This window comes from Xanthomonas floridensis, assembly GCF_001642575.1.
In the GTDB taxonomy this organism is placed as follows: domain Bacteria; phylum Pseudomonadota; class Gammaproteobacteria; order Xanthomonadales; family Xanthomonadaceae; genus Xanthomonas; species Xanthomonas floridensis.
In genome coordinates, this window is record NZ_LXNG01000023.1 from 278,962 (window position 1) to 305,341 (window position 26,380).

At 60.2% G+C, this 26,380-nt stretch carries 20 protein-coding genes, 1 tRNA gene and 1 pseudogene; 7 read left to right on the plus strand and 15 right to left on the minus strand.

Going from position 1 to position 26,380, the window contains the following annotated elements; translation table 11 throughout:
* Window positions 1-72: 72 nt before the first annotated feature.
* The 3 genes from recR to dnaX form a co-directional block, all read right to left on the minus strand.
* A complete protein-coding gene (gene recR, locus A7D17_RS14770) occupies window positions 73-666 on the minus strand; it encodes a recombination mediator RecR (RefSeq protein ID WP_064509759.1) in 594 nt (197 codons plus the stop codon).
* Between the two features lie 95 nt (window positions 667-761).
* Window positions 762-1,082: a YbaB/EbfC family nucleoid-associated protein gene (locus tag A7D17_RS14775; RefSeq protein ID WP_005913896.1), complete on the minus strand. Its 321-nt coding sequence runs from the start codon at window positions 1,080-1,082 to the stop codon at window positions 762-764.
* A 6-nt stretch (window positions 1,083-1,088) separates the two neighbouring features.
* Complete coding sequence (gene dnaX, locus A7D17_RS14780; RefSeq protein ID WP_064509760.1) at window positions 1,089-3,095, minus strand: DNA polymerase III subunit gamma/tau; 2,007 nt, start codon at window positions 3,093-3,095, stop codon at window positions 1,089-1,091.
* A 221-nt stretch (window positions 3,096-3,316) separates the two neighbouring features.
* Here dnaX and A7D17_RS14785 point away from each other — a divergent pair.
* From A7D17_RS14785 to A7D17_RS14795, 3 genes are all read left to right on the plus strand, one after another.
* A tRNA-Ser gene (locus tag A7D17_RS14785) sits at window positions 3,317-3,409 on the plus strand.
* Between the two features lie 371 nt (window positions 3,410-3,780).
* Complete coding sequence (locus A7D17_RS14790; protein WP_064509761.1) at window positions 3,781-4,119, plus strand: hypothetical protein; 339 nt, start codon at window positions 3,781-3,783, stop codon at window positions 4,117-4,119.
* Window positions 4,116-5,582 carry a YfjI family protein gene (locus tag A7D17_RS14795; RefSeq protein WP_064509762.1) on the plus strand — a complete coding sequence of 489 codons (1,467 nt, stop codon included), beginning with the start codon at window positions 4,116-4,118 and terminating at the stop codon, window positions 5,580-5,582. The genes A7D17_RS14790 and A7D17_RS14795 overlap by 4 nt, the downstream gene beginning before the upstream one ends.
* A gap of 82 nt (window positions 5,583-5,664) precedes the next feature.
* On the opposite strand, the gene A7D17_RS14800 is transcribed toward A7D17_RS14795, so the two are convergent.
* The 6 genes and pseudogenes from A7D17_RS14800 to A7D17_RS25260 form a co-directional block, all read right to left on the minus strand.
* Entirely contained in the window at window positions 5,665-7,500 is a 1,836-nt protein-coding gene (locus A7D17_RS14800) for a DUF262 domain-containing protein (protein WP_064509763.1), read from the minus strand.
* Window positions 7,501-7,552: 52 nt separating this feature from the next.
* Window positions 7,553-10,960: a DEAD/DEAH box helicase family protein gene (locus A7D17_RS14805; RefSeq protein ID WP_064509764.1), complete on the minus strand. Its 3,408-nt coding sequence runs from the start codon at window positions 10,958-10,960 to the stop codon at window positions 7,553-7,555.
* Window positions 10,960-14,100 carry a site-specific DNA-methyltransferase gene (locus tag A7D17_RS14810; protein ID WP_064509765.1) on the minus strand — a complete coding sequence of 1,047 codons (3,141 nt, stop codon included), beginning with the start codon at window positions 14,098-14,100 and terminating at the stop codon, window positions 10,960-10,962. The genes A7D17_RS14805 and A7D17_RS14810 overlap by 1 nt, the downstream gene beginning before the upstream one ends.
* A gap of 33 nt (window positions 14,101-14,133) precedes the next feature.
* Window positions 14,134-17,061, minus strand: coding sequence for an SNF2-related protein (locus A7D17_RS14815; protein WP_064509766.1), 2,928 nt, complete (start codon window positions 17,059-17,061; stop codon window positions 14,134-14,136).
* Window positions 17,058-17,261, minus strand: coding sequence for a methylation-associated defense system helix-turn-helix domain-containing protein MAD1 (mads1, locus tag A7D17_RS14820; RefSeq protein ID WP_064509794.1), 204 nt, complete (start codon window positions 17,259-17,261; stop codon window positions 17,058-17,060). The genes A7D17_RS14815 and mads1 overlap by 4 nt, the downstream gene beginning before the upstream one ends.
* A 301-nt stretch (window positions 17,262-17,562) precedes the next feature.
* Window positions 17,563-18,500 (minus strand): annotated as a pseudogene (locus tag A7D17_RS25260) (DUF932 domain-containing protein).
* A 54-nt stretch (window positions 18,501-18,554) separates the two neighbouring features.
* On the opposite strand from A7D17_RS25260, the gene A7D17_RS22980 reads away from it, so the two are divergent.
* The 3 genes from A7D17_RS22980 to A7D17_RS14840 all read left to right on the plus strand — a co-directional run bounded on the left by A7D17_RS22980 (window position 18,555) and on the right by A7D17_RS14840 (window position 21,727).
* A protein-coding gene (locus A7D17_RS22980; RefSeq protein WP_095522612.1) for an IS5 family transposase occupies window positions 18,555-19,318 on the plus strand; the annotation gives its coding sequence in 2 pieces (ribosomal slippage) (window positions 18,555-18,870 and window positions 18,870-19,318; 765 coding nt in all).
* Window positions 19,319-19,944: 626 nt separating this feature from the next.
* The gene (locus tag A7D17_RS22985; protein ID WP_005996558.1) at window positions 19,945-20,232 is read left to right on the plus strand and encodes a helix-turn-helix transcriptional regulator; all 288 of its coding nucleotides are present in this window, start codon (window positions 19,945-19,947) and stop codon (window positions 20,230-20,232) included.
* A gap of 208 nt (window positions 20,233-20,440) precedes the next feature.
* Window positions 20,441-21,727: a YagK/YfjJ domain-containing protein gene (locus A7D17_RS14840; RefSeq protein WP_064509768.1), complete on the plus strand. Its 1,287-nt coding sequence runs from the start codon at window positions 20,441-20,443 to the stop codon at window positions 21,725-21,727.
* A 164-nt stretch (window positions 21,728-21,891) separates the two neighbouring features.
* On the opposite strand, the gene A7D17_RS14845 is transcribed toward A7D17_RS14840, so the two are convergent.
* Window positions 21,892-22,524, minus strand: coding sequence for a hypothetical protein (locus A7D17_RS14845; RefSeq protein ID WP_239692204.1), 633 nt, complete (start codon window positions 22,522-22,524; stop codon window positions 21,892-21,894).
* 348 nt (window positions 22,525-22,872) lie between these two features.
* Window positions 22,873-23,283 (minus strand): hypothetical protein, encoded by a 411-nt coding sequence (locus tag A7D17_RS14850; RefSeq protein WP_064509770.1) that lies wholly within the window; start codon window positions 23,281-23,283, stop codon window positions 22,873-22,875.
* Window positions 23,284-23,432: 149 nt separating this feature from the next.
* Here A7D17_RS14850 and A7D17_RS14855 point away from each other — a divergent pair, with 149 nt between their 5' ends.
* Entirely contained in the window at window positions 23,433-23,630 is a 198-nt protein-coding gene (locus A7D17_RS14855; RefSeq protein WP_228318198.1) for a helix-turn-helix domain-containing protein, read from the plus strand.
* 119 nt (window positions 23,631-23,749) lie between these two features.
* Here A7D17_RS14855 and A7D17_RS24920 read toward each other — a convergent pair whose 3' ends face one another.
* The 4 genes from A7D17_RS24920 to A7D17_RS14870 all read right to left on the minus strand — a co-directional run bounded on the left by A7D17_RS24920 (window position 23,750) and on the right by A7D17_RS14870 (window position 26,307).
* Window positions 23,750-24,259, minus strand: a complete 510-nt coding sequence (locus A7D17_RS24920) for a JAB domain-containing protein (protein WP_064509771.1) — start codon at window positions 24,257-24,259, stop codon at window positions 23,750-23,752.
* Window positions 24,259-25,212 carry a DUF932 domain-containing protein gene (locus A7D17_RS14865; RefSeq protein ID WP_064509772.1) on the minus strand — a complete coding sequence of 318 codons (954 nt, stop codon included), beginning with the start codon at window positions 25,210-25,212 and terminating at the stop codon, window positions 24,259-24,261. Before A7D17_RS14865 ends, A7D17_RS24920 begins: the two co-directional genes overlap by 1 nt.
* Window positions 25,213-25,295: 83 nt before the next feature.
* A complete protein-coding gene (locus tag A7D17_RS25045) occupies window positions 25,296-25,421 on the minus strand; it encodes a hypothetical protein (protein WP_255171906.1) in 126 nt (41 codons plus the stop codon).
* Window positions 25,422-25,656: 235 nt separating this feature from the next.
* On the minus strand, window positions 25,657-26,307 hold the full coding sequence (locus tag A7D17_RS14870; protein WP_064509796.1) for a hypothetical protein: 651 nt from the start codon (window positions 26,305-26,307) through the stop codon (window positions 25,657-25,659).
* Between the last annotated feature and the right edge of the window lie 73 nt (window positions 26,308-26,380).

The following is a 26,380-nucleotide window of genomic DNA, read 5'->3' on the forward strand; positions in this document are numbered from 1 at the left end:
GCGAGAGCTTACAGCCCTTGCTTCTGACGTTGCTTCTGCGATTCCCCATTCCCGACTCCCGATTCCCTGCCGTCAAAGCACCTCACTGCGCGTGCCGAAGGCATGCGACAGGGTGCCGCGGTCTACGTATTCCAGCTCGCCGCCCAGCGGCATGCCCTGGGCAAGCCGGCTTGGGCGTACCGCATGCTGGCGGGCCAGCTGTGCCAGGTAATGCGCAGTGGCTTCGCCTTCCACGGTGGCATTGGTGGCGATGATCATTTCGGTGACCTCGCCGGCGGCCAGGCGCTCGCCGAGCCGGTCCAGCCCCAGTTCGCGCGGGCCGATGCCATCCAGCGGCGACAGCCGTCCCTGCAGGATGAAGTACAGGCCGCGGTAGCCGGTGGCGTGCTCGATCGCCAGGCGGTCGGCCGGCGATTCCACGACGCACAGTTGCTGCCGATCGCGGCTGCTGCTGGCGCAGATCGCGCAGATGTCCGACTCGGTGAAGTCACGGCACTGCACGCAATGCCCGACCTTTTCCACCGCATTGCCCAATGCCGCGGCCAGACGCCGCCCACCCTCGCGCTCGCGCTCGAGCACGTGGTACGCCATGCGCTGTGCAGATTTCTGGCCCACACCCGGCAACACCCGGAAGGCCTCGATCAGTTGTTCGAGTAAGGAGGACATTGGGGTTGGGAATCGAGAATCGGGAGTTGGGAATCGCAATAGCAAAGCCATCTCGCTCTACGATTCCCGGTTCCCCACTCCCGATTCCCCGCCTCTCAGAACGGCAACTTCATGCCGGGCGGCAACTGCATGCCGGCAGTGGCCGAACCCATGCGGTCCTTGGATTCGGCATCGATCTTGTTGGAGGCGTCGTTGAAGGCGGCGGCAATCAGGTCCTCGGCCATCTCCTGGTCGGAGAGGATGCTCGGGTCGATGCGCACCTTGCGGCACTCCTTGGCGCCGGTCAGCGTCACGCTGACCATGCCGCCGCCGGCAGTGCCGGTGACTTCCAGCTTGGCCAGTTCTTCCTGGGCGCGCTGCAGGTTTTCCTGCATCTTCTGCGCCTGCTGCATCAGTTGGGCAATGTTTCCACGCATGGGTCGTTACTCGTCGTAAGGGCGGATGGAATCGGGAACCACCCGCGCGCCCTGCTGCTGGATCAGCTGCTGCACATTCGGGTCGTTCATGAAAGCGTCTTCGGCGGCGCTCTGGCGCTCGCCTTTCTGCCGGTTGGCGCGCTCGTGCAAGGTCTCGACATCGGCACTGCCGGTCTCGATGACGATGCGCGGCGTGCTGCCCAGCACTGGTGCCAGCGCCTGCGCCAGGTTGGCGATGGAGCGCTCGGAAGTCAGGTATTCAAAGCCCGGCGCCAGCGCCAGCCGCAGCACCCCATCGCGGTGACCGATAAAGGCCGCGTTGGCCGCGAGCTGCCGCGACGGACCGTTCAGGCCACTGCGGGTGACCAGGTCCAGCCACTGCTCGGCATCGGCAATGTGGCCGTCCGCCAGCAACGGCGCCGGGGTGCCGGCCGGCGCGGCGGGGGCCGGCGACGCTGCAGCCAGCGGCACGGCCACCGCGTCAGCTGCAGGGCCCGGATCTGCGGCCTCGACCGGAGGCGCCATGGCTGCTTCCGGCGCGACCACCATCGATGCTGACGGGATCGCCGGCGCAGTGGCCGATGTGGATTCGGACGCAGAAACGACGGTTGACGGCGGTGCAGGCGTTGCAGGCGTCCTTACCGGTGCATCGTCCACCGCCCAGGGCGGGGTGTCGTCGGTGCGCGCCGGCGCTGCGCCGGCAGGCGCGGCCGAGGGCGCCAGCGAGACCACCGGCGCCGCCGCAACCGCAACTGGCGGTGCGACAGCAGGCACAGATGGTGCAAATGCCGCTTCCATGGCCTGCGCCGGCTTCGTTGCAGGCATAGATGCGGCGACAGCCGGCGCAGCCGCCTGCATGCCGGCGCCCGCCGCGCGCGCGCCGCCACCAATCGCAGCTCCCCGGCCATCGTCGCTGCTGCCGGCCGGCACCGCTGCCGCCGGCCGGAAGGCCAGCATGCGCAGCACCGCCATTTCAAACCCGGCGCGCGGGCTGGGCGCCAGATACAGATCGCGGCGTCCGTTGAGCGCCATCTGGTACCACAGCTGCACCACTTCCGGGCGCAGCTGGGCGGCAAACGGAGTTGGGTCGATACCGTCGCCGACAAATGCCACCGACGGCACCAGCTGTTGCACCTGCACGCGGTGCAAGGCCTCGGCCAGCGCTTCCAGCACGCCACCCCAGTCCGGCGAGAATTCGGCCAGCGCGGCCACGACCTTGAGCAACTGCGCGCCATCGCCATCGGCCAGCGATTGCAGCATGGCGCCGACCTGGGTGCGGTCCACCGTGCCGAGCATCGTGCGCACCACATCCTCGCGCAGCGCGCCGCCGGCGTAGGCAATCGCCTGATCCAGCAGCGACAGGCCATCGCGCAGCGAACCGTCGGCCGCCTTGGACAACTGCACGATCGCCGACGGGTCCGATTCGATCTGCTCGGCGGCCAGGATGCGGGTCATCTGGCCCTGGATCTGGTCTTCGTCCAGGCGCTTGAGGTTGAACTGCAGGCAGCGCGACAGCACCGTCACCGGCAGCTTCTGCGGGTCGGTGGTGGCCAGCAGGAACTTCACATGCTCGGGCGGCTCTTCCAGCGTCTTCAGTAGCGCGTTGAAGGCCGCCTTGGAGAGCATGTGCACTTCGTCGATCAGATAGACCTTGAACTTGCCGCGCGAGGGCATGTACTGCGCGTTCTCGATCACCTCGCGCACGTCGTCCACGCCGGTGTTGGACGCGGCGTCGATCTCCAGCAGGTCGATGTAGCGGCCGGCATCGATGTCCAGGCAGGCCGGGCAGGTGCCGCACGGGTCGGCGCTGGTGCCGGTCTCGCAGTTCAGCGACTTGGCGAAGATGCGCGCAATGGTGGTCTTGCCCACCCCGCGGGTGCCGGTAAACAGAAACGCATGGTGCACGCGCCCACTGTCGAGCGCATTGCTGAGCGCGCGGACCACGTGTTCCTGGCCCACCAGTTCGGCAAAACGCTTCGGGCGCCACTTGCGGGCGAGAACGAGATAGGACATCGGGCAACCAGCTTCTTCTGAACCGATATTGTGCCATGCCGTGTCAAGCCGATCGTTCAGCGGATGTCGCCTCCGCCCGCCTTCACGCAGCTGACCGCCCCGCCCTGTCGGCCCCTCCATGGTCCGCATGCGGTGTGGCGCATGCATGCTTGTCCTTGTTAACGGCGCGCGTGACGGCTAGAATCCCGCTCCTGCCTTCGACCTGGTCGTCCGGCAGGTACGGAGAGGTGTCCGAGTGGTTGAAGGAGCACGCCTGGAAAGTGTGTAAGCGTCTAAACCGCGCTTCGGGGGTTCGAATCCCCCTCTCTCCGCCAGATATTGGAACTAAGCCCCTGATCTCAAGGGGCTTTTTTCTTTTTTGCCCGGCCTAGTATGCCATCCAGTATGCCATAGCAAGTTGGCTGCGGTTGGGGCTGTTTGGGCCGCGCCGTGCATCGCGAAGCAGCGGAAATCCATGACGGCTGCACTACCCACTGCCTTCATGCAAAACGTGCCCGTCTACGGAACATTGCCACGGCCGCTTTATTGACCTTTTGCTGACAATGGCCAGCCCCCGCTCGACAGGAATTTCCGGAGAGGTTTCTGGATCACTTGCCGAAATCCGCTCCTTATTCAATTTCCTCGTACCTGCCCAGTATGTCCCCTGAGGACGGCCATCCCGGCTGTCTCGATCGAGGACAAGCACATGCCACCCGGCACCCTTAACGAAATGGCCGCGCAGTTCATCGCGGCGTACCAGGCCATCAAAGACAAGAAGGTCACCGAGCGTCTCCTAGCGCTCGTTGGACCGCAGATCCTTTCCGCAAAGGCGGATGGCATCAGCGACAAGGAATCGATCGAGCTGATCAATTCCTTGGGCCTACGAGAAAAGTTCTACCCGGCGAAGCTCAAGGAACTGCGGGGGCGCCTGGCCAAGTCCGAAGTAGATGCTTCGGCCAACGAGGGCGATGACCCGGTAACGACCGAAGACATCCAACCACTGGCAGCCGCGCTTAGCGCTCATCGCGATGGGGCGACAGCATGAACATGCTCGCACCGTCCCACACGTTTCGAGCTCAGGACCCAAATTTCAGCATGCTCCCGCCGCTGGCCGAAGCTGCCGCGCGCGCCGTGTGCGCCAAGGTACAGGAGGCCTGCCCGAGCATGGTTCGGACACACCTGCTGTCGATCCTGTCCTCGGCAGTGGCGCCCCTCTACACGGTGATCCCTCCCAACTGGACACCCATCCCCATAGGCGTGAGCACCCTGTGCGTCGCTGATGTCGGCGGGAGCAAGAGTCCGGTACACGAGCTCCTGATCCGCCCCCTCAAGGACCATGCCAAGGAAAGCTTCGCGCGGTACGAGGCCGCAACGATCGAAGCGAACGCGGCCTCCGACGAAAAAAAATTCCACGTCAAGCTGCTGAAGGCGGAGATCGCGCGCAGCCTGCGGAAGAACGAATCAGCGCAAGAATTTCTCGTCACGCTTGCTGAACTGAACCGGACGGCTTTGGTGACCCCAAAGCATCGTCCACGCCTGGCCAGCAACCTTGATCTGGAAAGCCTAATCCACCAGCTAGATGGCGAGTATGAAGCCGTTGACTTCATCACCGACGAAGGCGAGAAGCTGCTGGGCTCCAGTCTGATGCGTCACATACCGGACATGGTCGACCTGATCGACGGCAAGACGTTGGAGTACCGACGCGAGAAGAAGAAGCATCTTTCCGCCAACCATCCGCGGGGAACGTTTGGTCTGCTTGCACAGTCCGCTGCAATCACCCCGTTCCGTCCGCGGTTCAAGCGCAACGAATACAACGAGCATAAAGCCGTCGAGCTCGGCTTCTTTTCGCGCTTCCTCGTCTGCGTTGCGCAACCATTGCCTATGGGCAACCAGTACGCCGCCGCCAACGGCGACGACGAGGCCATCTCGGACCTCAACGAGGCGCTCCGCAAGCGGTATGACTTGCATCGCGACAATCAGGAGGTAGGTGGCATTTCCCCCATCGAACTAGCATTTGCACCTGACGCGCTGGGCTACTGGGACGAGCTGTGCCGCATCACCAGACACCTAAAGTTCGGGCAGCTCATGCACATTGCAGACTTCGTCTCGAAGATGCTCAATCTGACCGCCCGCCTGGCTTCGGTCCTGCATGTCTGGGAAAGCGAAACCCACTATGTCTCGCTCTCTTGCCTCCAGCGCGCCTGGGCGCTTGTCTCCTGGCATGCCACTCAGTACGAGCTCTTGTTCGTCCCGCCGCCGCCTTTGCCTCAGCAGGAGGCAGACGTGGCGGCCATTATCGAGCACCTGAAGATCTTCCGCTTTGAAACCAACTACAAGGAGGTTCCCACGGAACCCATTGGCCTGTTGCTTGGCATTCCCAGCAATCGTCTGCGCGCCGCTCTTCTGCGCATGGAGCAGCGAGACCTGATCGAGCTGTGCGGCGGCAAGACAACGTTTATCAACTGCATGAAGATGTTCTCTCGATCACGCAACAGTACTTGGCGGTAAGCGACACAGAGAAAGAATGCCCGGCAAGCGCCGGGCCTTTTTTATGCGTGATTCGGAAAAGCCGCATGACTGCGCTCGCTCGTCAGACATCGATAGGCATCGTCTTCCAAACATCACGAGCCAACGTCACAAGCACCTCGTGCCGTTTTTCTATGGTTGAAGCATTCCACGCAGGAAACGCATCCAGTTTGGCGTTAATCCTGGAAATGGAAGTATCTTTCCCGACACCGGTCAGCGCAACCAGACTGCGGGTCAGGTAGTTGCCGCTCTTGCCGTACTCGACCTGCTTGGCCGTATAAAAGTCGTTCCCCGCGACGATGTTGATCGGCTTTTCCAGCAGGGTCAGGTTGCCAAGGCGATTCTTGTAGTCGTCGTAGAACGCGTTCGGGTTCTCTGCCGCCCAGGTTGCACGCAGTTCCGCCTTCGGGTTGTCGGGCAGGATGTGCTCGATTTCCAGCTTGGTGAAGGGCTCCAGACTGCCCGGGGTCTTCAGACCGCTGAACGCCATCTCGACGTGCTGGGTCAGCCGCGCCAGCAAGTAGCGTGTGCGGTACTGCTGCATCGAATACATCGTGAAGCGTTTGAGGGCGTCGGCCAGTTCCTGCGACTTGCCTGCCATGTTCTTCTCGAAGCGGTCGGCGACGAAAGCGTTGAGCTGCACCTTCTGCTTCACCGGATCGCTGGCCTCGGCAATTGCGCGCAGCTCGTCGGCCCATTGCGAGAAGCTGCGTTCCAGATCCTTGGTCGGCGTCTTGGTGAAGATGTAGTAGAAGAGGAAGCTCTCCAGCTGCGCGACGAAGTGGTCGAACAGTGGCTTCGGAAAGTTCGCCGCCGCCAGCAGCAAGACGTAGTGCAAGCTGAATGCACCACCGGCCAGCCGCTTGAGGCTGTCCATCGCCAAACTGGGCTTGCCGTCATTGCCCAGCCCGTTGGCAAAGGCCAGGTAGTGCTCGACGTTGCGGATCACCTTGCGAACGAACTCGAAGGGCTTGCCTTCGTAGTCACACAGTGCCGCGTTGCCCTTGGCGATGAACCAGTCGTAGATCTCGTCTTCGCGCACCACCGCATCGCCGCGTTCGTTTTTGATGACGTAGTTGGCCATCAGGAAGTAGCGCAGGAAGCGCAGCGGCTTTTCCTTCTCCTTCTCCAGCGGCTTGGTGATCTTCTTCCACTCGTCCTTGAGCTGGGTGAACTGTGTTTGCTTGACCTGCGAGAACAGCAGGTTCTTGAGCAAGTCCATCGGGTTCAGACCCACGCCGCGCTCGTTGATGGTCTCGAAAATCTTCAGCGCGCTGCTGACGTCGGTGGAGATCTGGATGAACACCACGTTGTTGGCCAGATAGCCCCAATACTTCCTCAGCTTGGCCGTGTCGTCGTAGTTGTCCTTCAGGTAGCGATACAGCGTGCTGTAGGCATTGACCAGATTCTCCAACGAGCCAAAGCTGGCGATACCCGAAGCCTGGATGCCTGCGCGCACGGCCATAGGTTCGGCGTCCAGCTCCACGAGCTTGGCCATCACTTCGCCCGCGCTCTCGTAACGCGGCTCCAGCTTCAGGGTGGTGCACACATCGCCGTCGCTGTCCACGTAGCTGGTCGAGATCAGCCCGGCAATCATCTGCCGCTGCGGTTCGCCCTGGAACAGATGCTTGAGGGCACACAGCAGCAGGAAGAAGGTGGTCAGGCGCTGCTGGCCGTCGATCACCTCGTAGTGGTTCTTCTGATCGGCCGGCGACACCAGCACGGTGCCGATGAAATATTCCCGCGTGGTGCCCGCATCGATCTGCTCGCCGATGTCCTCCAGCAGCTGATGCACTTCCTTATCCGTCCAGACGTACTCGCGCTGGTAGTCCGGGACGATGTAGAAGCACTCCCTGAAGGCTTCCTCGATGCTGTATTTGTGATTTTCTATGCGGGCCATGTGTCGTCTTCTCTAAGTCTTTCAATGCACAAAGCTGGGAACTAGCGATCGCTCAGACCAGCACTCGGAACAACTTCTTCAGGTAGGCGCTGGCACCATCCTCCATGAACAACACGTTGCGGCTTTCCAGATCGGCCTTCTTTGTCGGGTCGCCCACGTTAAGCAGGTCGGCGAACTTCGTCGGCGAGAGGACGAAGGCATTCAAGACAAGCGGTGCTTCGCCCGCCGTGGCCTGCGCCGCCAGCGTTGTTTCCAGGGTCTTCACTTCCTTGTACAGACCCAGCTTGGGATGCGACAGGTCGAGATTGCGCAGTCCCTTCGGATCGACAAAGGTCAGCCACTGCTTGCCGCTGGCATCGTCCACCAGCCACAGCAGGAAGTCAGGATAGAAGTTACCCGCCAATGCGAAGCCCAGACCCTTATCTGCACTGGCGGCATTGCGCAGCAGGTACAGACTGCGCGTGCCAATGACCTCCTTGCCTTCGCTGGAGTTGTAGAACGCCTCCAGATCTCTGACAAAAGTCGCTTCGCTCGGCGCGTCAAACGCCAGCGGACGCAGCTTCAGCGGCACTGCATCCTTGTCGTCCAATGCCAGCAGCGGGTAGTACAAATGCCGGTCGAAGCTGATGGCCACCATGTGCGGCGCGTTCCATTGGCTGGCCTCGCCGATCTTGCCGTCCGTCACCAACTTCTTCAGCACTTCCAGCTTCGCCTGATACTCCAGACCGTCGTCGCTGTTCTCGATCTCGAACTGGTACAGCTTGAGCATCGACCCGTGATCTTCATCGATGTGGGCGATGTCGTAGAACTGGCCTTCGTAGCCCGTCTTCAGGGCCTTGTAGAAACGGTCGGTGTAGTCCGTCAGCAGTCGCAGCAGGATGTATTCCTGCTTGCGGATGTCGGCGAAGGTCTTCACGTTCAGCTCCGCCGCCGGAATGAACAGCGTGTACCAGTCCTGCGCGCCCGCGCAGAAGTCGATCAGCTTCTGACGTTCCAGCCGCAAGTTGCTCCAGCTGCGCTGCAGCTTGTAATCCTGCAAGGCCAGATAGACCCGATCCCAGTTGAAAGCCGGGAACAGTGTCTGGTTCAGCTTGCCCTTGTTACGGGCTTCCGTCGTGGCGGCTGTGCCCTTGTCCTTGCTGGACAGCGCCTCGACGCGCGGGTACAGGTCGAGCACCACATGGGTTGGCTTGATCTTGCCCTGGAACTGCGCAGGAATTTCGTACAGCCACGGAAAGTGCGTGCGCTTGAACCCGAGTTTCTGGTTGTCCTTGTAGCCATCCTTCAGCGCCAGGGTCTTGAGCTTGCCCTTGGGCAGGTTGGCCCGAGTCGGGAAGTCCAGCTCCAGCACTTCATCGCTGGGCGTGATGCCTTCCTCGCGCAGGTAGTCTTTGAACGCGGCCATGTAGCTGGCGCGCACGCCGAAGATGTTCAGCGCCTCCAACTTGTCCAGATGCACGCCCTTGGGCCGGTCCTGCGGCAAGGTGCGCTTGAGCGAGAAGCCCTTGCCCTTGAGGCGCACCCCGCGTCCGAACAACTGGATGATCTGCGAGCCTTCACCCTGGCCCATGTTCAGCAGACCCATCGTGGACACGCGCCAACTGCTCCAGCCTTCCGTGAATTTGCGCGAGCCGATCAGCACGTTGAGGCGGCTGTCCTTGTTGTTCAGCGTGCCGAACAGCGCGCCGCCGAAGTCGTCGCGTTCGCTGTCGAAGGCCTCGACGTCCTCCGCCATCCCGAAGAAGCCTGCATCGTCGCCGATGTTGATGAGGCCGAAGGGCTCGGCATCGCCCACGCGCAACACCAGCTCACCCTTGCTACTCTTGATGTTGACCAATTTCAAGCGCTGGCGGGCCGGGGCATTGAACACGCGCAATAGGATGTCGGCGTACAGCTCGTCCACACGACCGCTGAAGCCCATCAAGGGTGTGAAGCGCCCGCTGAAGATGTTGTTGCCCTTGGCATCCAGAATCTGCGCTTTATCCGCAATCAGGTCGGTCAGCCAGCTCTTGATCTGCGCTTCGCTGTTCAGAAAGTCGGCGAGGAAGTTCACCACTTCCAGGATATCCGACTCCTCGCCTGACACCGTGTTGCCCACGAACACCCACAGCGGCTTTTCGATGTTGAAGTCGGCAAGCGCCGAGCAGTGCGTGCTCCACAGCCAGAGCTGCTGGTAGTAGGCCAGCAGGCAGGCGGTGAAATACTTGCGCGCGTTGTCTGCCTGCTCGTAAGCCTCGCCGCTCATGTTGAGGATCAGCGACTCCTTGCCGTAGCCGTCCTCATAGAAAAACCTGTACGAGTAGTCGAACAGGATGCACTTGGCGTAAATCTCGCGCGTAGCGGTGATGCGCGCACGGCGCGTGTCCTCGGCGGCAAGCGCAAGTTGCGCCTTCTGCCCGTCGTCCAGACTGCGCAGGCTGGTGGTGTTGAACAGCATCTTGGCGCGCTTCTTCTGGATATCTTCTTCCGCAGCCGCCACGGTCATGCCCTTGGCCACCGCCTGCCCAAAGGTGGCCGAGTACTCGAAGGCAAAACCACCTCGCACCAGCGCATCGCGCCGCGCCATCCACGCGCCCGCCGCCGTGCCCGTACCCCGGTGGCCTTCGTCCACCAGCACCAGGTTGTTACCCTCGAAGGCATCCACGGCGACGGTCTTGTCGCCCATCTCATCGCCCAGCTTGTTGATGTCGATGATTTCGATGGTGCCGCGCGCGGGTGACTGAGCCTTGTTGAAGAACTGCGAGAACCCGAAGCCGGACAGGTGCAGCTCCTCCAGATGCTGACGGCTCAACCCTTCGTTGGGCGTGAGCAGGATGATCTTGTCGGGAAAGTGATCGCGCATTTGCCCACTGCTGCCCGCCTGGAAGTAGTGGAGGTACTGCCGGATGTTGACGTGCAGCAGCAGGGTCTTGCCGCTGCCAGTGGCATTCCAGAAGGCGATCTTGTTCAGGTCGTCCGCCTCGAAGTCGCGGAACGGTTCCGCACCCGTCTCGGCGCGGTAGCGTGTCATTTCCTCGTTCAGGCCATCGAGCAAGTCTTGGCGGTGGTTGAAGTACCAGTCCAAATACAGCTCGGTGAACAGCAGCGAAAGATACTGGAAGTACTTCATCTGCAGTTCGTGGCCTTCCAGCTTATTGCGCTGGGCGGTGATGGCCTGCCAGTGGGCGACGACGTTCAAGTCGTAGCGCCGCAGGTCGGCCTCGAGGACCTTGTTGGGATCGAACAAGCCTCGAATCAGTTCGTGGAAGAACTTGGTCTGACCGTCCTCGTCAATGCCCTCGAAGCGGTCATCGCCCAAGCGCATCTTGAGTGCCGCCAGCGTGCCGCCCTGAAAGAAACCCAGCACCCAGCGGTTGAGCACCAATTCCTGATGGAAGCTGCGCTTCTTGCCGCCGCGACTGGAACCGGCTGCGCCGCTTGCGCCCGAACCGGTGGCAGGCGTCTTGCGTGGTCTTGCCATCAGATGTCCTCCACGGAGAACATGCGCTCCAGAAACTCCGGCTCGATCTGGCGCAGCTTGAGCACGCGGGTGGCACCGCCTTCCTCGGCCGTCTGCGTCAGTACGGTGGGAATGTTGTGGTCGCCGTTGATGTAGACCACGTCAAACTCGTTGTCCGCCGGGTTGATGGCTAGCTTGTCGCAGAGCTTGCTGATGCCTTCGTAGTCCAGCACACCGCAATCGCGCCACAGCACGAGGCAGGTCTCATTGCTGGGCAGGGTTCCAGTGACGGTGACGAAGCCGCGCTGCGGCTGGGCATCGATGTGCTTGACGCGCAGGCCGATCAGGAAATTGAAGGTTTCGACCAGATCGATCTTGCGCGGCTCGAACGCGCCCGCCGAATCCACGGCCACGTTGAGGGTGTAGTCGAAAGGTTTCTTGAAGTCGTCCACCGACAGCAGCGAGCCACGGCTTTCCACGTCCAGCAGGTAGTTGAGTAGGTAGTCGTCCTTGGCCTGTTGCGGCAGGGTGTTCAGCAGATCGCCCTGCGCAGAAGTACGGCGCAGTTGCAGGTTATTCAGGGTATCTTCGTAGCTTTCAAGTTTGATTGCCTTCAAGCAGTGTGAAATGCCTGACGTATGAGACTTTGGCTTGCCGTCAGACCAATCAGCCGAATACACAACCTTCTGGATTCGTGGCTTAAGGACAGTCTCGAAGTACTCGCCTTGCTCAACCAAAACGTACTTACGAGATGCATCGTCGCTTTTTCCAGATGCACGGTCTCTGCGATTCAATGAAATGGTTGCGTGTGCAGTTGTACCTGATCCTGCGAAGTAGTCCAGAACAGTGAAGCTGGCTTTCCCGAAAGACTGCATCCAGAACGATTGCTCAAGCGTTTTTACGGACTTAGGGTAATCAAAGACCCCACCAAGACCGAGGTCGTCCAAGACTGCAGTACCGTTCGTACCAGCATTGAAATCCGCGCCAATCCAATTACTGAAAAGCGTCTCTCGCTTGTCCTGATGATCGATTAGCTGCTTGACAGCCCCCCGATCAGTAATGATCAGCTCGCCGTTTGCTGCACGGTTCTTCCCTGTCTCATAAGACGATCTCCAGACGCGCTCCTCGCCACTGGTGTTGATTGGGTAGATTCTCTGAAGACCTTCCGTCGTCGGCCCCGTCGGGTACTCAGTCCCAAGCGGCGGCGGCGGCTCTGCTCCAACAATTTTTCTAGTCGTTTGATCGACAAGTAAAGCGTAGAAGCTACGCCAACGACCAACTCCCCCGCCTCGCGGCGCGCGGTAGTTGTTATCCGCAGTCCCGCTTCGCATGAACTGCCTGTCCTCAGTTTCGTCTTCCTTGGGAAATCCGAGATATTGAGGAGCTTCTTTGGGGGAGGCAACGATGTAATACTCATGCGTCCGAGAAAGACGTCCGCCCGATCCCTGTGGATGATGGTTGATTACGATTGTTGAAACATCGCAGTCAGTGAAATGCTCCCTCAAACAGGAAAAAGCATTGTTGTATTCATAATCATCAATGGCAAACCCGAACGAATACATGTCGCCGAACAGCTCCCGAGTGAACGGCAGCGTGTTAGAAATAAGTGCCAGCCAGCTTGAGTGCTCGAACTGATTCTTGTAAGCGATCTTGGAATGAACTGTGTTGTACGGCGGATCGATGTAGGTGAAGTCGATGCTTGCACGATAACGCTGCTTAGCTAGATTCAACGCCTGAAAGTTGTCACTGTTGATGATGACGCCGTCAAGGCTGTTCTCGATGTTCTCGATACTCGCCAAAAGCCGTCGCTTAAAATCGTCATCGAAGAGTGCTGTATCCACCATGCGGAACAGCCCAACCTGCAAATCCTTCACCGTCCCCCGCGCATCACCCTCCCACACGCCAAGCTGCTTCCACTGCGACCACTGCCGCTCGTTCGCCACGATCTCCGGCCACAGCGCCTCCGGCACCCGGTCCAGCGTGATGCAGTAGTGGCTGGAGATGACGAACTTCTTCTTCAACCACAGCTTTTTCTGGAAGTCCTCCAGCTGTGAGAGGAAGGCGATGAGTTCGAGAGCGATGGCGCGCAGGCACTGGATCATCCGAAGGTTTTTCTCGATGTCCGCGAACGCGCCTGCGTTCTGCACATCGTCGAGATGCATGACTTCGTTCTTGACGTAGAAGTCCAACTCGCGCCGGAGGAAGCCACCCAGATCCTTGTGGATGAAGTAGTCCGCTGTGTTTTTGGTTGTGTAGTCGCTCAGGTGCTTTTCCAGCAGGGTGCGCTGCGGGCTCTTCTCGGTCGGCGCGCGGCTGCCCAGGGCCAGCCAGCGGGCTTTGACGGCGGTGTCCGCCAGCACGGCCTCTACGGCCTTGGTGACCAGCGCCTCCTGCTTGGTACCTTTGGGCTGGGCGGCATACTCGAAGCGGATGATCAGCTCTTGATTGCCGTCACTGCCCGCTACTTCCTCAACGGGCACCAGTTCCTCTTCGTATTCGTCCCCGTTTTCATCCAGTCGGGTGACGGTCTTGGCCGCCACCAGGGCAAAGCGACGCTCCTTGTCGTTGTCCTTGCGGTTGTCCTTGGCGGTGTCGGCAGCGGCGAGGCGGAAATGCACCGTGCGGCCGTCTTCGAGCTTGAAGCTGTAGTTGCTGAAGTTCTCGCCGCTCTTGGTGTAGTACTGATCCTTGTTGGCCCAGTGCAGCATCACCTCTTCGCCAGCGTAAGGGATGGCATAGGTGTCGCCCTTGTAGCGGCGCTGGCTGATGAAGTCGCCTTGCTCGTAGTAGCGGGAGAAGAAGGCCAGTAGGTGCGAGAACACGGCGTTCTCGTGTTCGCTGCTGCCTGCGGTGGCCTCCTTCAGCTTGGCGCGGAGTTCCTGCACCTTGGGCACGGCATCGGGGCTGACGCCCAAGGCTTGGGCGTTCTTTTCGGCCTCCTGCAGTTCAGCCTGCAATTGCTGCGCGCAGGCAGCGCTGCCTGCGGAGAGGGCAGCCTGCACCTTCTCGGCCAGGCGATTTTGCAGATAGTCGTTGATCTCACCTGCGCGGGCATTGAGGATGCGGTAGATACCGAAGTCCAGTTCCGGGCGGTCAATCTGGAAAATCTCGCGCAGCTTGGCGACGAGCTCCTGGAATTTGGGATTCTGTTTGTTGGTCATGGTTTGCCCTGATCTCGGGAAGCTTGAATCGGGTTAGATCACCTGCCAGCGCACGCTGAACAGGGTCTCGTTGCTTGTTTTTTCTTGCAGGCGCCGCTGGAGCGATGCAATCAGTTCGTCGCGCTTTGCGATGATCTCGTCCTCGACGGCGAAAATTTCTTGCCGCAGGCGGCGCTGCTTGCGCTCCAGATCGGACAGTTCGCGCTGGATGCCTTCCTGTTTCTGCAAGGTGGCGGCCTTGCGGGCGTCGCGCTTCAACTGGGCGATGCGCGCCTTGGTGTTCTTCAAGGCTTCCTCTGCCGCCAGCAGCTTGTCGTCGGCCCAGCGTTCCAGCTTGTCGCGTTCTTCATCGAACAGGCGCTGGTTAGCTTCCAGCAGTTGTGCAACGGTGGCGGCGACCGCGCGCTGGCTGTTGGCCAGCAGGGCCTCAGGCACAGCGGTGCTCAGAGGAGTGGGCTTGCCTGCTGCTGGAATGGCCATCAGCTTTTCGCAGGTTTCCTGATCCAGCACCTGATTATCGTCAGTGAGGCCGGAGAACAGCAGCGCCTCGGTCGTCTCGAAGGCGGCGACTTCCAGCCGGGCCAGCGTCAACCAGCCGGACATGCCGCGCAGTCTCTCGATGACGGAAACGCGCGCGCCGTGTTTGCCGTAGTCAAGTTTCAATGTGGCGACGGGCGTGGCTGCGTTCAGGCTGGCATCAATGCTCCATTCCCCCAGCGGGTGGCTGAGGCGGTAGGCGTGCGCCAGCATGTCCGGCTGCGCCGCACCACGAATGAGCTGATAGCGGCCTGCGGCGATTCCGGTTGGCGGCGCGCCCAGAGAGAACGCGTAGGACTGCTCGTCGAAGCGCGCGCGGCCGTCCAGTGCAAAGCGGGTGACACCCCAGAACCAGCGCCCCAGCTTGTCGAGCCGCGCTTCGGCGTCTTGAAGACGCAGTTTGAGGCGGTCGTGAACGTCCTCGTCGAAGTTCTCCAGCAGTTGGGACTGGGTGTCTTTGACGCGGTCGGCGATGACTTCTTCCAGCTCCGCTTGCAGCGCGTTGAAGGCAGCTTCGATCTGCTCGGGCTGGCGGCAGGTGTCGTAGATCTGAAGGATGCGTTTCTCGAAGTCGAGGCCGCCTTCAATGCGGCCCAGCACTTCATCGCTCGCACCGAACACGCCAGAGAAAAGGTTGAATTTCTCAGTGAGCAGTTCCAGCACGCGCTGGTCAGCCTGGTTGCGAGTGTTGAGGAAGTTGATGACCACCACATCAAAGCGCTGGCCGTAACGGTGACAGCGGCCAATGCGCTGCTCGACGCGCTGCGGGTTCCACGGCAGGTCGTAATTGATGATCAGCGCGCAGAACTGCAGGTTGACACCTTCGGCAGCCGCTTCAGTGGCGATCATGATTTCCGCGCCGGTGCCGTCGTCCTTGCGGAAGTGGTCGATCAGCGCGGTGCGCCGATCGACTTGCGGCGAGCCGGTGACGCGATCCGTGCCTTTGTACTCTTCCAGCCAGCGCTGGTAGATAGCGGTGGAGTCTTCATGATTGTTGGTGCCGCTGAACAGCACCAGCTTGTCCGCCTGGCCGTTGGCGGAGAGAAAGCGGTGTAGGTACTCCTGAGTGCGCTTGGACTCTGTAAAGATGATGGCTTTGCGCGGCGCGCGCAGCTCGGCCATCTTGCTGAAGCCCAAGCCGAGCGCCTTCAGTAGCGCCTGCGCCTTGGTGTCGGTTTGCAGCGCTTGTGCGGCATCGACGAACTCGGTCAGGTCCGCGATCTCGGCGCTAATTGCTGCACGGACAGCATGAGCATCTTTCGCAGCGCCCGTCTTATCGTCTTCCGCTGGCGCAAGCGTAGGAGCTTCGGTGTCCTCGTCGGCCTCGCTGTCTTCCTCTTCCAGATAGTCCTGCTCCAGGTCGTCCTCGGCAATGAGTTGTTCAACCAGTTGGCTACCGTCTTCTTCCGTTTTGTCTGCCGTGAGCAAGCCCTGCAGGCGCTCGCGGATGGTGACCAACGTTGCTGCGACGGCGTGCGAACTGGATGCCAGCAGCTTGCGCAAGATCAGAGCCGTGAGATGGCGCTGCTGTTTAGGCAGTGCGTAAGAGTCCTCCTTTTGCAGAAATGCCGAGATGCGCTCGTACAGCGCCTGCTCACCGTCAGTGGGGTTGAACGGCTGGGTGAGGGCCTTGCGCTCGGTGTATTTGATGTACTCCAGCACGTCGCGGCGCAGTGTGCGTTTGGCGAAACTGGCAAGACGCTCACGGAGCTCGTCCAGGCCCGTCCTGCTGTTCATGAACTGCTTGCGGAAAGCCGTCTCGTCGCCGAACAGGTGCTCGTCGATCAGCGTGGACAGGCCGTACAGCTCCATCAGCGAGTTCTGCAGCGGCGTGGCGGTGAGTAGCAGCTTCTTGCGGCCTTGCAGTGCGCGCTTGAGCGCCTGCCCCGTGCGATTGCTGGCGCGGTGCGCGTTGCGCAGCTTGTGCGCTTCGTCAATGACCACCACGTCCCAGGGCACGGCACACAGCTCGGCTTCCAGCTTGGCGGCGAACTGGTAGGACATGATCACGACCGCCTTGCCAACCAACCTTTGCAGGGTGGCAAGCATGTCGCCAGCGGACTGCTTGCGCAGAGAAACGGCATCCACCACGGTAGTGGGCACGGCAAACTTGTCGTGCAGCTCCTGCGCCCACTGCTTGCGCAGGCTTGCCGGGCAGATGACCAGGAGCCGACGACGGCGCTCAGCCCAGTACTGGCAAACCACCAGCGCGGCTTCGATGGTCTTGCCCAGACCCACCTCGTCAGCTAGCAGTACACCTTCCTGCAATGGATTCCGAAGGGCGAACAGCGCCGCCTCGATCTGATGCGGGTTCAGATCGACGCTGGCATCAAACAGCGATTGGGAGAGGCGATATACGCCATCGGCGGCGTGCCGCCGCGTCAGCTCGTGGGCGTAGTACTTGGCGTGGTAGGCGGAGATCAATCCGTGCCCTCCGACATCTTGGATTGATCGGCAATCCAGCCATCAATGTCGGCCTGCCGGAAGCGCCAGCTGCCACCCACTTTGAATGCGGGGATCTGCTTGGCAGCCGCCAATCTGTAGATCGTCCGCTCTGTGACCTTCAGGTACTCGGCGACTGCCTTGATCGTCAGGATTCCGCTCTCGCTGATGTTCTCGGGCATCGAAAGGGCCATTTTACGAACAGGAAAATCAAGACAGGATAGTGCAAAATTTTCCAAACGGCGACGTAAATTCACTTAGGTGAATGAGCACTACCCCCGCTTTCGCCCAAAAAAATTTCGGCTAGCCCCAGTCTCTATTGACTTTGTGCAATCCTCGCGGAGCACTTCCAGCAACCGACTGCGACCTAGCGTTAATGCGTCACCATGGACAACGCATTTGCTTCTTCATGTGCCATCTTCTAGAGATGAAAACGCCCGGCGATCGCCGGGCGTTATGCCGTGCTGGTCGAGGACAGGAACCTCAGGGCACCATTTCTAAGACGCTTTCCCAAGCCTTCTGCTTAATTTGCGCACCTTGCCCGAACCACGCTGCTTCAAGACGGTGGTCGTCGCTGCGTGCGCTGCGGTGGTGGTCCACGAACTCCGTAACGCTATTGAGCAGGCCCCAGGCGGTGCCTCGACTGGAGGCCAGCATCGCACCACGTCCACCGCCTTCGTACAAGGCCCGGGCGTTCGCCAATGCCTGCTCGTTGATCACGGTCGCCTTGCCGTCCGCAACCGAGTAGGTCAGCACGCGACGCAACAGTCCCTCCACCGAGTCTGGATCCACTGGGCATGCGGCGAGCGCCTTCATCCTGGCGACAAAGCCATCCCAGGCCGAAACGGTGATACCGAGCTGCCGCTTGACCGCGTCTGCGTCGAAACGGCTGCGATGCGGCACCTTGATTGCACCGCTGGCACCACCCAGCGCAATCCGCAACGTGTTGTTGCAGACCACTCGCACCGATGTGAACTGTGCGGTGGTAGCGAGCGTCCCGTCACACGCCGTGGCCAGTAGCAGGTATCCGTCCACGCGGTCGCGCCCCTTGAGAACGGTGCTCTGCCCGGTCTCGCCAGTGCCCAAAACTTGCGGCCTTCCCGGAGCACGCCGGCCGTCTCAAGCTCGAAGCCGCTTTGTGCCGTCAGGTCGCGGTAGAACTCCAGGACTTCCCCCGGCTGCACTACCTTGAAGCGCTTACTGACCACGGCCAGCGGCGCCTTCGTGTCCGAGCGGTACAGCACCTTCTGCTCGGGGAAGGCGTTGATGATGCCCACATTGTTGCTGCCGGTGATGTAGCGCACATCGGACTCTTCGACCTCCCAGTCCATACCGGCCTGCTCCTTCCAGACCTCGATCGGCTGGTGGGGTGCAAGTTTGTTACCCAGGCCATGCCACGGCTTCTCGCCGGCGTAGGCCATAGATTGAACTAGGGCCTGTTAACACTAATGGCCCGAGCGATTAAACTGTCGGGCATGGAGATCACGCCAGCACAATTTTCTCTAATCGAACACTGCCTGCCGGCGCAGCGCGGCAATGTCAGCATGACCAACCTGCAAGTGGTCAACGCCATCCTTTACGTTGCCGAGTATGGCTGCAAATGGCGCGGCCTACCCAAGCGCTTTGGCAACTGGCACACGGTGTACACACGCATGAACCGTTGGGCCAAGGCGGGTGTGCTGGACCGGATGTTCGCCCAATTGCAGAAGTCCCAGATCGTGCGCATCAAAATCGAAGCAGTCTCGCTGGACTCCACCAGCGTCAAGGTCCATCCCGATGGCACGGGCGCATTAAAAAAAACGGCCCGCAGGCCGTCGGCAAGTCCCGCGGTGGATGGAACACCAAGATTCATATGGTTGCCGCAGATGCTCGAACAGCCATCACCTTTGGACTGACGCCTGGCAACGTGCATGATGCACCTGCAGGCCGCGCGTTGCTTGAACACTTGGGGCCAGTGGAGCGGCCGATTCAGTTGTTGATGGACCGTGCTTACGAAGGCAACGAAACCCGCCAGTTGGCGCTCGATCTTGGCTTCGTGCCGGTGGTCCCGCCGAAATCCAATCGGGTCGAGCCTTGGGAGTACAACCGGGAGATGTACAAGCGGCGCAACGAAGTGGAGAGACTGTTCCGTCGCTTGAAAGGCTACCGCCGGATTTTCTCGCGCTTCGAGAAGCTGGATGTCATGTTTCTTGGATTCCTCAGCTTCGTCCTAGTCGTTGATGGGCTTCGGATGTGTTAACAGGCCCTAGATAGACCAGGCGCATCCGAAGGCCTCGCCCCTGCGCCAACCAGCTCACCTGGAAATTCTCACCGGATCCCGCGTGTCGGGCTGAAAAGCGCGCGCCAAGCCAAGGGCTGACGCATGAGATGCACTAGGGACGCCGATGTAAAAGCACTCCTGCTCATCGGCACGTCCCTTGCTCATCCAGCGAAATACCGGAACCCGCCCGGGAGACCATGCCGTACCCCCGCCCACCTTCGAAGCTCCCCAGAACATGCAGAAAGATGCATGCGGGCAAGCCGCGGACCAGGCCCCCGACACTGGACCGTTCTGCCATCCGGCCGACCACGACCGGCGAGGCCGAGAACCCGAGCATGTGCTGGCTCGTCTACGACGGTCCGGCGCCAGCGCGGAAACGCCATCAATTGGGCCGGGTTGGGGCGGCAAGTTGGTTCCTCGGCAGGGGATACACCACTGGATCCGCGCTTGGCAGCAAGCGCCGGGCTGATGCCTGGGTCCAGGGGTCAATTTCCCCAACCCTTTTTCCCGTGATCGCGGTTTTCCGGTCCTTATACGCCGCCCCAGAAAACGCGCATCGTTCCGGCAGGCAGGCAAGGGGCCTGTCGCTGCACCGAGATCGCGTTATGAACCTTCGCTACAACCGTTCGACCCATACGAACCATTCGCAAAATACCGAAACGGGGGGCGTCGTGCCCCCGCCTACGCGCTCCAAGCGAGTCATCCGCAAGAAGGACCTGGCGAAGAAGCTCTCGTGCTCCGAGAGCACCATCGATAACCGCCTGAATCCGTCGAGCCGCTGGTATGACGAAACGTTCCCTCGACCCGTTCCCTTGGGTGCTGGCGGCTCGCGCAGTTCCGCTAAGGGTTGGATCGAATACGTCGTGGACGAGTGGCTGGAAAGCCGCATCTAAATTCCCCGCCACACGTAACGACCTCACTAAGTCGACGAAGCAACTCAGCACACAAAGACCCAAAGGATCTGAGGTTTTTTAGTTTCTATAAACGGAGAATCAGGCTATCGATCGCGCCTGAATTACGGTTTATATCCTATTATATTAAATTAGATTAACTAATTAATTTAATATTCAATCAATCAGCACATGACAGCGAGGAATTCACATGAACGAGATCGATAAGTCCAACTCGTACAACCAGGTAACTAACTTTGACAGTGAACTGCCTAAAGAGCAGATGACCGACCGTCTCATCACTCTCCAGCCCAAGGGCACCCAGATGCGTCCGGCAGAGCAGAACCACCACATCTTCGTACGTAAGACCAGTCAACGCTACGGATACACCTGGATCGGGCAAGAGTACGACTTCATCTGTTGGCTTCTCCGAGCGGAGAAGCTGGTTAATGCCATCGTCCAGCATGACGACCAGCCCATTGAAGTTGCGTACGATCGAAGGGGACAGCCCCGCCATCAGCTGACCAAGACCGGCAAAGCGTTCTTTAACGTCTGCAAAGGCTACAACCAAGACCGTGCGGAGTACTACAAGCACCACCGCTTCAACCCTCCACTGACCGTCATCCTGAATGTCGTCGACCAATGGTCGTCTGAGCTCCTTAACCACACGAACCGTAACGGCGACGCACTGATGAGTGAGCCACGAACGCGTGAGATTGTCGAGCGCGCGGTTGCCTCCATCCGCGCGTCATGTCGGAACCAGGCATACAAGGACCAAGTCGACAATTACAAACGCAACGAAGAAAAGAACATCGCCAGCTGCTGCGATTATCTGGCAGCCCAGTTCCAGCGGCGTTCGCAACTGCTGATTCTACGGCTCGACCTCTACTTCCGGCCGGCGTTCAAGGGCTGGGGCTACACCCGTGAAGCAGACGGGCACTACGCAAGGCTCCTGCGCGCCCTGCGGGAGAATCGAATCGTTCCCGACGTCCTGGGCTACATCAGCAAGCGTGAGGACGGGATTGATCGGGGCATCCATTTCCACGTCCTCGTCATTCTGGACGGGCACAAGCATCGCGACGCTGCTAATTTGACCCGCATGATCGGAGAAGACTGGGTCCGGCGCTGTGGCCATGGGGATTACAAGGATGGGGTGGATGTCGGCGAGACGGGCAAAAAAGATAAGGCGAGCTACTTCAACTGCTACACCCGGCTGGATCAGTACCGCTTCAACTGCCTGGGTCTGATCCATCCAACAGATGCAGACAAGCTGCGCGGCTTGCGTCTGGCAATCGAGTACATGTGCAAGGAAACTACGCAACTAAAACCCAGCCCACCTAAGTCCCACGAAGGTAACCAGGACCCCGACATCGCGAGCAGGAAGGGAATCCGCAACCTGCGCAAGGGCATCATGCCGAAGGGTCACAGCGGCCGTGGGGCGCCACGGAGCAGCGGCCTTGATACTTCAGCCGTTGATCGAGAGTTGCTGAAGAAGTGATCTCAAATCTAGCTTTCAGACGAAGGGCCGGCAAGCCGGCCCTTCGTCTTGATACGCCCCGGGAAGTGAGCCGTGATACGCCCGGTGTTTCCTGGACACCTTAATGCCATGGAAAATGGCAGATTCGGATGTGTCCATGAGCAGCAAGCGGTATACGGCGGAGTTCAAGGCGAAGGCTGCACCTGCAGCCACTTGCTCCCATGAAACACGTACAAGGCGTCCTCTTCCGTTGACGGACAGCAGTCCGGATCATCCGGCCCTTGTACAAGCAGCTTCACATGCACCGTGCCGTCTTCCACGCTCGCATTCTGAGCAGCAACTCCGAAGCCGGAAACGGACGTGGTGCCGGCCAGCTGCAGCTGGCCGGTTTCCTCGCGCTGGAAAGCCGCTAGGTAGCTACCAGCTCCGTTGCCACCGCCACCACCTTCCAGGGTGTACAAGGCCACCACTTCTGGCTTGCCATCTCCGGTCAGATCGCCCTCCACTAGTTTCCGTGCCTCCGTGTACTCGGTAGCTCCGTCGGCCTTCTTCGCCTCCTGGGCGATGGCTGCGTTGATGACCTCAGCGTCCGGCGTGATCTGGACAGCTTCCTGCGAAGGCGCTTTCTCTGCCTCGGCTTTTACGCCCTTGGCGGCATCGCACTGGATAGCTTCGGCCTCTACTCGCTTGGTACCCGCCGGAACCTTACAGCCAGCCAGATTGAGCTCGCCGGCTTTCATTACCTCATCTGCTTTGCCACACCCCGTTACGGCTAGCGCGGCTAGCAGGATCGTTGCGGACCGGTAAATCTGCTTCATCTTCATTTCCTTATCGCTTCCTGCACTGTTGTGCGGCATCGGCCAATTGATCGATGAAGTCCGGAGGCGGAGAACCCTCGGACTGAATTGCAACAATTCCTTCTTCCCCGTAATGCGCCTGCCGCTTGTCGAAAGCGCATTCGCAGACAGACTCGTTCCCTCCGCTATTCGCACAGCTGCCAATGACGTCGCTGCGCGCCTTGTCCGCCTTGCTGCTGCATGCTTCAAGCATCAGCAAGGTAGCCAGGGCGTGCACTGCGGGGGCAGCAGCCGGTCAGCAGCCGGTCAGCAGCTGATGACTCTAGGTTGCCATCTGGATGGTTGTGCGCGAACAGCCGCCAGTCGATCCTAAAAGATTGGGCCGAGCATCGACTTTTCATAGGACAGGAGCGTCTGAGAGTCGCCTTGGTCCGTTTCCACTCGGTAGCGGAAGTTGCGTTCGCGGCCTGGCTGGTAGTCGTAAGTGATGCTGGCTTCGCATTCGTAGACGTCTGTGTCCTTGTCATAACTCAGGACGCGGATTTTGGATACCTCGTAGTTGTCCGGGATTTTCCGGAAGGCCTCAACGTTAAACATGTCCATGTACTTCTTGGCTTCCGCGCTGTTCTCGTACCACGTCACGCGCTTCTCCACCGCTTTGACGATCACGTCGTGGATCAGGTCCATGGTCTTGCCATCACCACAGTCAGGCGTGCCACCGACACAACCCGACAAAAGAACAGACACCAGCACCATGCTGGCTGAGACGATTCCCTTCATTTGATTCCCCTGTGTTTGTTAGGTGACCGAGTTGGACGTAGGACGATTGGGCTAGCCCAGACATCGCCAAATGCTAATCTTAGTATGTCGAATAGTAGTATTCAAACCCAGACCATCTCGCGATGGCTCGGGCAGCTCACGAAACTCGGTTGGTCACCGTCTTTGCTGGCAACGTCCGGCGATTGAGAAAGGAGCGCGGGCTGTCGCAGGAAGACCTTGCTGAGGCAGCCGGCGTCCACAGGACCTACATCGGTATGCTCGAGCGTGGCGAGAAGAATGTGACCATCTACAACATCGAGCGCATCGCACTGGCGCTTCGGGTTCGCCCCGGGTCACTTCTCGACTGACGGCAATCCTGTGGCCGGCCCTTCAGGGCGCGGCCACTGAACGTGGAACAAGACGAGTCGATGTACGGCCTTGGCCGGGCGCGCTGTGCCGAGACCGACCCCAGAGCGGATGGTCAGCCCTACACCCATCCTCGGGTGGCCATCGAAACCGCCTGGTGGGCCGTGACCACGAAATGGTCCAGCAGCCGGATCTCCACCAACTGCAAGACGGTCTTCAACTGTATCGTGACAGCCCTGTCGGCTGCTGAGGGTTCAGTATGGCCGCTCGGGTGGTTGTGAGCCAAGATGACTGCCGCGGCGTTCAAGGCCAACGCGCGCTGGACGACGATACGCGGATGCACCTCCGCGCCCTCCACGGACCCGGAGAATAAGCGCTCTACCCCGATGAGCCGGTGCTGATTATCGAGGAAAGCAACCTCGAAGTGCTCCCGTATCTCACCGCCTAACCGCAGCCGGAAGAACGCACCGCACTTGGACACATCACCTAGTCGCGGCCCTGGTTCGCAGGCACGCTGTTCGAGGATGCGTAGCGCGCGCGCGACGATCTTGTCATCCCTTGTGCGGATGACTTCCTGTGAGGGTGCAGGCCCGCCATCACACGGGGCACATGTGCGTGTCTCGGCCTGCATCACGCCACCATCCCCATCACTTCCTCCCACGCGCGCTGCTTGATCTTGGCTCCCTGCCCAAACCAAGCCGCATCCCGGCGATGGTCGTCACTTCGAGCACGTCGATGATGATCAACATGCTCGGTGATGGCATTGAGCAGACCCCAAGCCGTTGCTCGGCTGGAAGCAAGCGTGGATCCTCGCCCATCGCCCTCATACAGCGCGCGCACTTTAGCCACTGCCTGTTCGTTGACCACCTGCGCCGCATTGGGAGTGGCGTAGGTCAACACACGGCGCAGCAGGGCATCAGCAGCGTCTGGGTCTACGGAGGATTCGCACAGTTCTTTCATTCGGTCTACGAAACCGCCCCAGGCTGAAACCGTAATGCCTAGCTGGCGCTTCACGAGTTCCGGGTCGAAGTGGCTTCGGTGCGGCACCTTGATGGCGCCACCACTGTCTCCCAAGGCAACCGCCAGGGTGTTGTTGCAGACCACCCTAATGGAGGTGAACTGAGCTGTCGTGGCCAGTGTCCCATCACAAGCGGTCGCCAGTAGAAGATAGCCGTCCACTCTGTCCCTCCCCCTAAGCACAATGCTCTGACCTGTCCTGGCCAGCGCCCAGAACTTGCGCCCCTCTCGCAGGACGCCGGCCGTCTCTAGCTCGAATCCGTTGTTCGCCGTCAGGTCCCGGTAGAACTCCAGGATCTCCCCTGGCTGGACGACTTGGAAGCGCTTCGAAACCACTGCCAGAGGCGCTTTGGTATCAGAGCGATAGAGAACCTTGTTCCCAGGAAACGCATTGATGGCTCCAATGTTCTGACTGCCAGTGATGTATCGAACCTCGGACTCCTCGATCTTCCAATCCATCCCAGCCTGTTGCTTCCATGTCTCGATAGGTTGCTGTCGAGCGAGCTGATTACCCAGCCCGTGCCAGGGCTGTTGGCCAACATAGGCCATTGATTCAAGCAAGTGCATTGTCGATTCCCAGTAGTTGAAGACATAAACGCACAAGGCCCGGACGAGCCGGGCCTTGTGAGGGATAACGTTGGTTGTGCTGATCAGTGATCGAAGAAATCGCTGCAGTTGGGGCAAGTTGCCGCCACCGTGCATTTGACGATGCCCGCCATGACGGCGGTGGCCACAACCATGATGCAGTAGATCAATTCGACCTTACTCTTCATCATTACGTGCATCCTAAGCTGGCGCTGCAATGCGGAGCGCCGGACGCGAAGCGGGGAGTATCCCGCCTCACATAGGTAATATGGGTTTCAAATAATTTTTAGTGGCAGCAGGTGAACGGTGGCCGTCAGCGGACATCGCTTACGCCTAGGGCTCCTATCGAATGGAACCGAAACGAGAAGGACTAGGACAACCACCAAAAACGTTGACGCTCCACTGATCAAATGCGGTCTAAAGGCATCACTGCGCAGCCGATGTTGTGCGCAAGTTGACCGCTCTGTACTGCCTCTGGTTGCCATAACGCGGACCGTTCTTCTCTAACGTGGCGCAAAGCCTGCCTTCGCCACAGGGCGCCAGGTCAGCGCGAGCAACCCGCTCCCAATAGTCGATAGAGGTGCGGAGCTGCACCAGCTCGCTCCGCTTCTCGTTGATGATGCCCACCGAGTAAGCCACCGCCCCCAGGCCCAAAACGCCCGCCACGAGCATCGTGGCGGATGCAATGCCCGCGCGCCGCGTGATCCGCGTCTCCAAGGATTGCTGGGCCTGCGCGTAACGTCGAGTGGCTTGCTGCAACGTCTCGTCCGCATGGGCCATCTCTTTGTTGAACCGCTTGGCGGCCGGTTCCAGCGTCTGCGTCAACGCCTGATTGGTCAGCTGCGTCAGCCTCGGCAATGCGTTGTCCAATACCCGATTGACCTTGGCATCGGCGCTGCTGGCCGCGTGCTGGAGCACCTGGAGTTGCTCGGCGACCACCTCGCGCAGCCGTTGTTCGCGCTGCTGCATGGATGCCACCAGCGTCGTCAGCACTTTGACCGTCTCCTGCAGCGAGGCGTTCGACGCGTTCAACGTCGCCATCATTTCCGCCATTGCGGCAGCGTCTTGCCTGTCCATGAGGTCTCCTAAACGTGGCTGGTCATGGAAGAGATTCTGACTAACCACCGCCCCCTCCACCACCGCCTCCTCC

Bases quoted from the DNA above. Each gene is read 5' to 3' on its own strand.
- recR (WP_064509759.1), bottom strand. From the start codon at position 666: ATGTCCTCCTTACTCGAACAACTGATCGAGGCCTTCCGGGTGTTGCCG.
- A7D17_RS14775 (WP_005913896.1), bottom strand. From the start codon at position 1,082: ATGCGTGGAAACATTGCCCAACTGATGCAGCAGGCGCAGAAGATGCAG.
- dnaX (WP_064509760.1), bottom strand. From the start codon at position 3,095: ATGTCCTATCTCGTTCTCGCCCGCAAGTGGCGCCCGAAGCGTTTTGCC.
- A7D17_RS14790 (WP_064509761.1), top strand. From the start codon at position 3,781: ATGCCACCCGGCACCCTTAACGAAATGGCCGCGCAGTTCATCGCGGCG.
- A7D17_RS14795 (WP_064509762.1), top strand. From the start codon at position 4,116: ATGAACATGCTCGCACCGTCCCACACGTTTCGAGCTCAGGACCCAAAT.
- A7D17_RS14800 (WP_064509763.1), bottom strand. From the start codon at position 7,500: ATGGCCCGCATAGAAAATCACAAATACAGCATCGAGGAAGCCTTCAGG.
- A7D17_RS14805 (WP_064509764.1), bottom strand. From the start codon at position 10,960: ATGGCAAGACCACGCAAGACGCCTGCCACCGGTTCGGGCGCAAGCGGC.
- A7D17_RS14810 (WP_064509765.1), bottom strand. From the start codon at position 14,100: ATGACCAACAAACAGAATCCCAAATTCCAGGAGCTCGTCGCCAAGCTG.
- mads1 (WP_064509794.1), bottom strand. From the start codon at position 17,261: ATGCCCGAGAACATCAGCGAGAGCGGAATCCTGACGATCAAGGCAGTC.
- A7D17_RS22985 (WP_005996558.1), top strand. From the start codon at position 19,945: ATGAACCTTCGCTACAACCGTTCGACCCATACGAACCATTCGCAAAAT.
- A7D17_RS14840 (WP_064509768.1), top strand. From the start codon at position 20,441: ATGAACGAGATCGATAAGTCCAACTCGTACAACCAGGTAACTAACTTT.
- A7D17_RS14845 (WP_239692204.1), bottom strand. From the start codon at position 22,524: ATGAAGCAGATTTACCGGTCCGCAACGATCCTGCTAGCCGCGCTAGCC.
- A7D17_RS14850 (WP_064509770.1), bottom strand. From the start codon at position 23,283: ATGAAGGGAATCGTCTCAGCCAGCATGGTGCTGGTGTCTGTTCTTTTG.
- A7D17_RS24920 (WP_064509771.1), bottom strand. From the start codon at position 24,259: ATGCAGGCCGAGACACGCACATGTGCCCCGTGTGATGGCGGGCCTGCA.
- A7D17_RS14865 (WP_064509772.1), bottom strand. From the start codon at position 25,212: ATGCACTTGCTTGAATCAATGGCCTATGTTGGCCAACAGCCCTGGCAC.
- A7D17_RS25045 (WP_255171906.1), bottom strand. From the start codon at position 25,421: ATGATGAAGAGTAAGGTCGAATTGATCTACTGCATCATGGTTGTGGCC.
- A7D17_RS14870 (WP_064509796.1), bottom strand. From the start codon at position 26,307: ATGGACAGGCAAGACGCTGCCGCAATGGCGGAAATGATGGCGACGTTG.